The organism is Brevundimonas sp., from assembly GCF_031082345.1.
Classification (GTDB): Bacteria; Pseudomonadota; Alphaproteobacteria; order Caulobacterales; family Caulobacteraceae; genus Brevundimonas.
The window spans coordinates 1-6,147 of the sequence record NZ_JAVHLH010000173.1; the positions used below are offsets into that span (position 1 = coordinate 1).

A 6,147-nucleotide genomic window follows, 5' to 3' on the forward strand; every position below is an offset into this window, starting at 1 on the left:
CTGTTTGTCGACGGCGAGCGCCGTGAGATCGAAATCGATGATGACGTCTACGCGCGCCACACTCACTTTGAGCCCGTCACGGGCGTAACTGTCTACTTTGAGGACGGCGCGCCCCACCAGGTTTCCGCACTCTCGCCCCGAGGCTCCGCCTCCGGCCCCGCCTCCGACGGCGCCCTGCGCGCCCCCATGCCTGGCAAGATCGTCGCTGTCCCGGCCAAACCCGGCGACATCGTCACGAAAGGTCAGCCCATCATTGTGCTGGAAGCGATGAAAATGGAGCATGCCCTCGTCGCGCCGTTCGACGGGGTGGTCGAGACCATCGGCGCCGCCGTCGGCGAGCAGGTGGTGGATGGCGCCGTCCTGGCGACCGTCAAACCGGAGGGGACTGAATGAAGCGCATCCTGATCGCCGGCCTCGCCCTGGCCCTGTCGGCCGGCGCGGCCCGGGCCACAACGCCGCAGACCCCGCCGCTCGACCAGGCCTACCGGGACGACGTCCAGTGCGCCGTCCTCTACATGGCCACGGCCGCCAGGGGCGAGGACGCGGGCTCGGCGGCCCTCGGCTTCTACTATTTCGTCGGACGTCTGGAAGGCCGACGCCCCGAGGTCAACTGGCGCAGCCATGTCCTGACCGCCGCAACCAACTCGGGCCAGGCCATGCTGGAGGCCCATGGCCAACGCTGCGGCAATATCCTGATCGAGAACGGTCGCTCCATGGGGCAGGTCGACGCGATGATACAGAGCTGGAGCCAGGGCGAGGGGCAGATGGGCGCCGCGCTCCAGGCCCTGCGCGGCGAGCCGGAACCGGCCGCCGACTCCGGCTGGTAGGGCCTCCCGTCCCTGCCCCGAAGGGTGCTACTCCCCGCCTATGCCCCTCCACATGATCAAGCTCTGCGTCGGCGTCGCCAAGGTCGAGACGCTGGAGCGCCGCGCCTCGAAGGGCGAATGGCTCACCGTCCACACCCGGATGACGCCCAAGCGCGCCGCCGAGCTCGAGGACGGCGGCTCGCTGTTCTGGGTCATGAAGGGCTCGGTGGTCTGCCGCATGCCGATCCTCGACATCTCGACCAAAGGCGAGGGCAAGGCCTCGATGTGCCACATCAGGCTGTCGCCCGAGGTGATCCGCACCGCCCCCCAGGCCCGCCGCCCCTTCCAGGGCTGGCGCTATCTGGAGCCGAAGGACGCCCCGCCGGACCTGTCGTCCATGGACGCCGGCGACCTGCCGCTCGACCTGGCCAAACAGCTGCGGGAGATGGGGGCTTGGTAGGGACGAGGGACGAGGGTCGAGGGGCGAGGGAAGCGGTTCGGAACAGTCCCTTGCGGTCGGCCCGGCGGGCGCCGTCCAGAGGTCGCTTGCTCGCCCCTCGCCCCTCGACCCTCGCCCCTCGCCACCTTCCGCCGACTCCCGTTATCCTCCCCTGATGCCCACCCCCCGCTCCGACCGGCTGGAAGACGCCCTGCACCGCATCTTCGAGGGCGGCAAGAACACCCGCGCCAGCTGGTTCGCCCTGACCGGCGGCGAGAGCCTGTTTCTCGAGGGCGACACCGCCGACACCCTCTATCTGCTCCGCTCCGGCCGCCTCGGCGTGTTCCGGCGGAACCCGGCCGAGGACCGCCCGCCCCAGTTCGTCGGCGTCATCCGCCCGGGAGAGCCGGTCGGCGAAATGGCCATGCTGGCGGGCACCGCCCACACCGCCGACGTTGTCGCCCTGCGCGATTCCCAGGTTCTGGCCCTGCCCCGCGACGCCTTCTTCGAGGCCGCCCGCACCGAGCCCGACCTGATGGTCGAGCTGTCGCGGCTGATGATCCAGCGGGCCCGCGACCGGCGCTCCGGCGGCGGCGAGCCCAGCGTGTTCGGCTTCATCTCGGCGCGGCCGCGCCCGATCCGCGCCTTCGTCGAACGCATCGCGGCGGCGATCGAGGCCGACGGCTTCAGCTGCCAGGTCATCGACCAGACCGCCCTGTCGTCCGCCGCCGAATGGTTCAGCCGGGTCGAGGACTCCCACGACTACGTCCTCTACGTCGCCGAAATGGACGAACCCGCCTGGGGGGCCCTGTGCGCGCGCCAGGTCGACCGCGTCTTCATCGTCGGCGCCGGGCTGATGGCGCCCCCCAACCGGCCCCTGCCCCACGCCGGCGTGCTCGACGCCCAGCGCCGCACCGACCTGATCCTGCTGCGCGACCCCCGCATGGCCTGCCCCGCCAACACCGGCGTCTGGATCGACGCGGTCAACCCCGGGCGCTGGTTTCAGGCCGTCGAGGGCGACCAGGCCGACGCCGAGCGCATCGGCCGGGTCATCACCGGCTCGGCCGTGGGCGTGGTCTTGTCCGGCGGCGGGGCGCGGGCCTATTCGCACATCGGCGCCCTCAAGGCCCTGCGCGAGGCCGGCGTGCCGATCGACTTCGTCGGCGGGGCGTCCATGGGGGCGGTGGTCGCCGCCGGTCCGGCCCTGAACTGGTCGCAGGAGGAACTCGAGGCGCGCATCCGCAAGGCCTTCGTCCAGAGCGACCCCCTGTCCGACATCACCTTCCCCATGCTGGCCATGACCCGGGCCCGCAAGGTCGATTGCCTGCTGCAGGACGCCTATGGCGAGATCGACCTCGCCGACCTGCACCTTCCCTATTTCGCGGCCTCCACCAACCTGACCAGCGGCAAGCTGGAGGTGCATCGCCGCGGCCTGATGCGTCGGGCCTTGCGCGCCTCCATCGCCATCCCCGGCATCCTGCCCCCGGTGGTCATCGACGGCCAGGTGCACGTCGACGGCGCGGTGCTGAAGAACCTCCCCGCCGAGGTCATGCGCCAGATGAACGCCGGCCCGGTGATCGGCGTCGACATGTCCGAGACGCGCGGCGTCGACGCCGCGATGATCGAGCATCCGCCTTCGATCTGGCGGCTGATCGCCACCGGGGCGTGGCGCCGGGGCCCGCCCATCGTCTCGATCCTGATGCGCTCGGCCACCCTGACCACCGACGCCGACCTGGAGAGCTCCCGGGCGGCCACGGACCTGCTGATCCAGCCGACCCCCGACGGCCTCGACATCCGCGACTGGAAGGGGTTCGAGGCGGGGGTCGACGCCGGCTACAGCGCCACGCGCGAGGCGCTGGACGGCCTCGACCGGCCCGTGACCCACCTGCGCCGGCGCCCGCCGCTCAGCGCTTGCGCGCCACCAGAAACAGACGCGGAAACGGCATCAGCGTCACCCCGTCGGGCCGAGGGGGAAAAGCCGAAGAAAGCCGCGCGCCGAGCGCGTCGAGATACGCCCGCCGCGTGACCTCCTCGGTCAGGGCGGCAAGGTACGGCCGCAGCGCCGTCCCCTTCATCCATTCCAGCACGGCGTCCGCTCCCGTCAGCGCCTGCAGATAGGTGGTAGACCAGATATCGATCTCGCCGCAGCTCTCGGCCAGCGCCGAATAATAGGCCTCGGGCTGCAGCAACGGCGCCACCGCGCCCACCCCGTCCAGCGCCGCCGCCCATGGCCCGTCGGCGGCGACCTCGCGCATCAGGGTGTGGTGACGCGTCTCATGCGCCATCGGCATCTGCACCGCGATGACCCCGCCCGCGGCCAGGCCGCCGGTCAGCCGCCGCAAAAGCGCCGCGTGATCCGGCAGCCAGTGCAGGGAGGCGTTGGCCAGGATCAGGTCCGCCGGCCGTTCCGGCGCCCAGTCCGCGATGTCGCCGAGCCGCCAGTCGATATCCTCGTCCCGCCCCCGGGCCTGCTCCAGCATGGCGTGGCTGGAATCCATCCCGTGGACCCGCGCGTCGGGCTGACGCCGCTTCAGAAACGCCGCGTGCTGGCCGGTCCCGCACCCCAGATCCCAGATTTCGCCGGGCGACAGGCCGTCAGGCAGCCGCGCCAGCAGATCATGGGCGGCGCGGTCGCGCTCGCGTTCGAAGCGGCTGTACTGATGGGGATCCCAGGCCGGCGGCGTATCGGTCATGCCGTGACGCTCCAGATCCAGGGAGGATGGTACCGCCTCTCAGGCTTGAACTGAGGACCTCCGGTTCCACAAACCGGCGCTCTAACCAACTGAGCTAAGGCGGCGCGCTGTCGCGAGCGGCGTGTCTAGCGGGGTCGCTGGCGTCGATCAAGGTGGATTTGGAAGAAGAGGGTCGAGGGGCGAGGGGCGAGGGTCGAGGAAATCAGACCGCCGCGACTTCAGGTCGAGGCCGCGGCGCACGAGCCCGCGCCCTTCCCCCTTACTTGACCCTCGCCCCTTGGGTCAGGCCCAGCCCTGGCTCGCGATATACTGCTCCAGCGCCGCGATCCGGCTGGCGTCCGACGGGTGGGTCGAGGCGAACTCGGGCGTCGAACCCTGGCGCTGCTCGGCCATGATCCGCCACAGGGCGACGGATTCGGACGGCCGGTATCCCGCCCGCTGCAGATAGTCGACGCCGAGGCGGTCCGCCTCCAGCTCGTGCCGGCGCGAGAACGGCAGCAGCACGCCCAGCTGGGCGCCCAGACCGCCGATCGCGCCCGCGGCCTGGGCGTAATCGCCTGCGGCGCTCTGCACCCCGCTCAGCACCACGCTGGTCGCGGCGGTCGAGGAATAGCGTTCGGCGGCGTGGCGCGCGACGACGTGGCCGACCTCGTGGCCGATCACGGCGGCCAGCTGGTCGTCATTGCGCACCAGGTTCAGCAGGCCGGTGGTCACGCCGATCTTGCCCGAGGGCAGGACGAAGGCGTTCGGGCTCTGGCTGACGAAGACGGCGTAGTCCCAGCTCCGGCCGGTCAGGCCGGCGGCCTCGACGATGCGCCCCCCGACGCGACGGACGCGGGCGTTGGCGGCGGCGTCGTTTGAGGTCTGCTGGGTCCGCAACGCCTGCGCCCAGGCCGCCTCGGACTGCTGCGTGAAGGCGGCGTCGTCGACGATCAGGAACTGGCTGCGGCCGAGGGTCTCATTGTAGGCACAGGCGGCGGCCGACAGGGCGGCGGCGGTCACAAGGGCGAGGGTCAGGGGTCGGTTCATGGGATGGGCTCCGTTTTCCAGCGTGGCGGGACAACGCCTGAACCGGCCCGAACGCTCCAGACGCAAACGAAAACGCCCCGGTCACGGGGACCGGGGCGTCTCGTTCTTGCGGGAACCGTCCCGGCCCTAGTCGGCCAGGCGGAACCGGATGGTGAAGCGGGCGCGCCCGCCTTCAGCAACCCCGTCGACGGTCCGGGGCGAGAAGCGGGCCCTGGACATCGAGCGGACGGCGGCCTGGCCGAACCCGGCGCCGGAGGGATCCTCCGACACGATCGAGCAGTTCGTGGCCGATCCGTTCGGCGACACGGTGCAGACCAGCTGCACGGTGCCGGCCTCGATGCCGCGCGAGATGGCCCGTTCCGGGAATTCAGGCGCGGGCTGGCGTTGCCAGGTCACGTTGCTGATTTCCGGCGGACGCGGCGGAGGCGGCGGCAGCGGAACCGTCACCGGCCCCGTGATGCGGCCCGGCGGGATCGTCGAGGCGATCCGGTCTTCCTTCGGCGTCGGCGGCACCGGAAGCGGCGGCACCGGGATCTGAACGGGAACCGGGGCCGGCACTCGCACCTGCAGCTTCGGCGGCGGCGCCGTTTCGGGCGGCGGCGGCGGGGGCGGCGGGGGCGGGGGCGGCGGCGGGATCGGTTCGATCAGCTCCACGTCGACGGAGTCGTCGGAATAGTTCACCTCGCGCAGCTTGAACTGGGCGTTGATGAAATAGAACGCCAGCAGGGCGAACAGCAGGCCAACGATGACGACGCTGGCGAGGAACACATGCGGGGGAACCCCCAAAATGCCCTTCGCCTTCGGCGGATCGTAGAGACTGCGATGATACTCGACTTCAGTCATGTTCTCATCGCTCCTACTATGACGACTGGTCTTCGCCGACCAGGGCGACGCTGTAGAAACCACTGTCCTGCAGCGAATTCATGACCTGCATGAAATCGCCGTACCGGGTCGTCTGGTCGGCGCGGATGAAGATCCGCTCGTCCGACGGCGTCTTGTTGCCGATCAGATTGAGCAGTTCCCCGCCGACGTTGTCGATGTCGACCTCGTCATCCCCGATATAGACCCGCGAATTGGCCTGGATCGAGACGTAGAACGGCTTCGGCGGATTGGGTTGCATCGGCGCCACCGCGACCGGCAGTTTCACCTCCACCGACACGGTGGCGAGCGGAGCCGCCAC

At 70.5% G+C, this 6,147-nt stretch carries 7 protein-coding genes, 1 tRNA gene and 1 pseudogene; 4 read left to right on the forward strand and 5 right to left on the reverse strand.

All coding sequences use genetic code 11. The features are described 5' to 3' along the window. The 4 genes from RDU12_RS11175 to RDU12_RS11190 form a co-directional block, all read left to right on the forward strand. Positions 1-393: biotin/lipoyl-containing protein (locus RDU12_RS11175; protein ID WP_308684635.1), on the forward strand; the 393-nt coding region annotated here is incomplete at its 5' end. Continuing rightward, on the forward strand, positions 390-827 hold the full coding sequence (locus RDU12_RS11180) for a hypothetical protein (protein WP_308684637.1): 438 nt from the start codon (positions 390-392) through the stop codon (positions 825-827). The genes RDU12_RS11175 and RDU12_RS11180, both read left to right, overlap by 4 nt. A gap of 40 nt (positions 828-867) precedes the next feature. Continuing rightward, entirely contained in the window at positions 868-1,266 is a 399-nt protein-coding gene (locus tag RDU12_RS11185) for a DUF1489 family protein (protein WP_300291444.1), read from the forward strand. A gap of 154 nt (positions 1,267-1,420) precedes the next feature. Further along, positions 1,421-3,271 (forward strand): patatin-like phospholipase family protein, encoded by a 1,851-nt coding sequence (locus RDU12_RS11190; protein ID WP_300291442.1) that lies wholly within the window; start codon positions 1,421-1,423, stop codon positions 3,269-3,271. Positions 3,272-3,527: 256 nt separating this feature from the next. On the opposite strand, the pseudogene RDU12_RS11195 reads toward RDU12_RS11190, so the two are convergent. From RDU12_RS11195 to RDU12_RS11215, 5 genes and pseudogenes are all read right to left on the reverse strand, one after another. After that, positions 3,528-3,938, reverse strand: a pseudogene (locus RDU12_RS11195) (methyltransferase domain-containing protein); the annotation flags it as partial. A gap of 27 nt (positions 3,939-3,965) precedes the next feature. Further along, positions 3,966-4,042: transfer RNA gene (locus RDU12_RS11200), tRNA-His, on the reverse strand. Positions 4,043-4,220: 178 nt separating this feature from the next. Continuing rightward, positions 4,221-4,967 carry a M48 family metallopeptidase gene (locus RDU12_RS11205; RefSeq protein WP_300291440.1) on the reverse strand — a complete coding sequence of 249 codons (747 nt, stop codon included), beginning with the start codon at positions 4,965-4,967 and terminating at the stop codon, positions 4,221-4,223. 126 nt (positions 4,968-5,093) lie between these two features. Continuing rightward, on the reverse strand, positions 5,094-5,810 hold the full coding sequence (locus tag RDU12_RS11210) for an energy transducer TonB (RefSeq protein ID WP_308684640.1): 717 nt from the start codon (positions 5,808-5,810) through the stop codon (positions 5,094-5,096). Between the two features lie 16 nt (positions 5,811-5,826). Then, positions 5,827-6,147: biopolymer transporter ExbD (locus RDU12_RS11215; protein ID WP_308684641.1), on the reverse strand; the 321-nt coding region annotated here is incomplete at its 5' end.